The organism is Plantactinospora solaniradicis (assembly GCF_042658085.1).
Taxonomy (GTDB): Bacteria; Actinomycetota; Actinomycetes; order Mycobacteriales; family Micromonosporaceae; genus Plantactinospora; species Plantactinospora solaniradicis.
Genome location: NZ_JBHSPR010000161.1, coordinates 1 through 990, shown reverse-complemented (window position 1 = coordinate 990; position 990 = coordinate 1). Strand labels below are relative to the sequence as shown.

Below are 990 nucleotides of genomic sequence, written 5' to 3'. Positions count from 1 at the left end.
CCGACACCGGCTGGCTTGGCTGCGGCGGTGGGTTCGGACGCGGTGGTGTTGCCGGAGAACCTGATTCCGGTGGGTGCCGAGGTGCTCACACCGGAGATGTTGCCGCTGGTGAGGTTGTCCCAGGCTGAGGTGGATGTGGTGGTGTCGGCGGTGCCAGGTGGCGCCGTGAACGTGGCGGACGTGTATCCGTTGGCGCCGTTGCAGGAGGGATTGTTGTTCCACCACCTGCTGGCCGGTGGTGGGGTGGATGCCTATGTGTCGGTGCGGCTGCTGGAGTTTGATTCACGGGAGCGGCTCGACGGGTTCGCGTCGGCGATCCAGGTGATCGTGGACCGGCATGACATCTACCGCACCTCGGTGGTGTGGGAGGGCTTGTCAGAACCGGTTCAGGTGGTGTGGCGGCGAGCGGCGCTGCCGGTGGTGGAACACGAACTGGGCGAGGTGGCGGACCGGGGTCCGGCGTTGGTGGCGGCTGCCGGATCGGTGTTGGATTTCGGCACCGCACCGTTGATGGATCTACATGTGACCGCCGCCGGGGACGGTAAGTGGTTCGGGTTGTTCCGGATGCATCATCTGGTACAGGACCACTTCGGCATGGACGCGATGCTGCAGGAACTGCGCCTGGTGGTGGCTGGGCGAGCTGACGAGTTGGCGCCGGCGTTGCCGTTCCGCAATTTTGTGGCGCAGTCGCGGGCGGTTCCCCGTGCGGAGCATCAGCGGTTCTTCGCCGAACTGCTCGGTGACGTGGTGGAACCGACGGCGCCGTTCGGCCTGCTCGACGTGCACGGCGACGGAACCGGGTCGACCAAGGCAGTCGTGCCGGTGCCGGACGAGGTGACCGTCGCTCTTCGGGAGGCGTGCCGGCGGTTGGGCGTGTCGCCCGCGACGGTGCTGCACGTGGCGTGGGCCCGGGTGCTGGCGGTGTTGTCCGGTCGTGATGACGTGGTGTTCGGGACCGTGTTGTTCGGCCGGATGAACGCCGGTGAGGGC

The 990-nt window shown here is 67.3% G+C and carries 1 protein-coding gene; it reads left to right on the top strand.

All coding sequences use genetic code 11. From position 1 onward, the window contains the following. Positions 1-27: 27 nt before the first annotated feature. On the top strand, positions 28-990 hold a 963-nt coding region (locus tag ACFP2T_RS48045), incomplete at its 3' end, for a condensation domain-containing protein (RefSeq protein WP_377434823.1).